At 67.5% G+C, this 730-nt stretch carries 1 protein-coding gene; it reads left to right on the plus strand.

Going from position 1 to position 730, the window contains the following annotated elements:
- The coding region (locus tag EOA36_RS36455) for an FAD-dependent oxidoreductase (RefSeq protein ID WP_189553570.1) at positions 1 to 730 on the plus strand (730 nt) is incomplete at both ends.

The raw sequence follows: 730 nt of genomic DNA on the forward strand, positions 1-730 counted from the left end.
GGATCGTGCTGGCTACCGGCGCCATCGAGCGGCCGCTGCCTTTCGCCAACAATGATCTGCCGGGAATCCTGTCGGCCGATGCCGCGCTCGCCTATCTCAGACGCCATGCGGTGCTGGTTGGCCGGCGCGTCGTCGTCGCCACCAACAATGACAGTGCCTATGAGGTCGCGGAGGCGATCGCCGAGGCCGGCGCCGAAGTGACGCTTATCGACATCAGGCGTGACGGGATGCCCGCCGCGCCCGCCACGATACGGTTGTCCAAGGGGCGGGCGCTCGCCTCCGCCACCGGCAGGCTACGCGTTGAAGGTGTGACGCTGGACGACGGCACCAGGCTCGACGCCGATTGCGTGCTGGTCTCGGGGGGCTGGACGCCGACCATTCATCTCTTTGGCCAGGCCAAGGGCAAGCTTGCTTGGAGCGAGGCCCGCGCCGCCTTCCTGCCTGGCAATCCGGTTGACGGCATTTCCGTGGCGGGCGCCGCCGCCGGCGCGGTTTCCTTGTCGGACGTGTTCGCCTCCGCGGAGAAAGCCGGCGCATCGCTCGGCCAGACGGAGGCGGTAACCCCGCGCAGCACCGGTCCGGAAGCGACAGCCGGGATTGTAGCCGCCTGGCCGGTGCCCGGCTCGAAAGGACGAATCTGGATCGACTACCAGAACGACGTCACGGTGAAGGACGTGGAACTGGCGGCCCGCGAAAACTTCGTCTCGGTCGAACATCTGAAGCGCTACAC

This window comes from Mesorhizobium sp. M8A.F.Ca.ET.021.01.1.1 (genome assembly GCF_003998025.1).
In the GTDB taxonomy this organism is placed as follows: domain Bacteria; phylum Pseudomonadota; class Alphaproteobacteria; order Rhizobiales; family Rhizobiaceae; genus Mesorhizobium.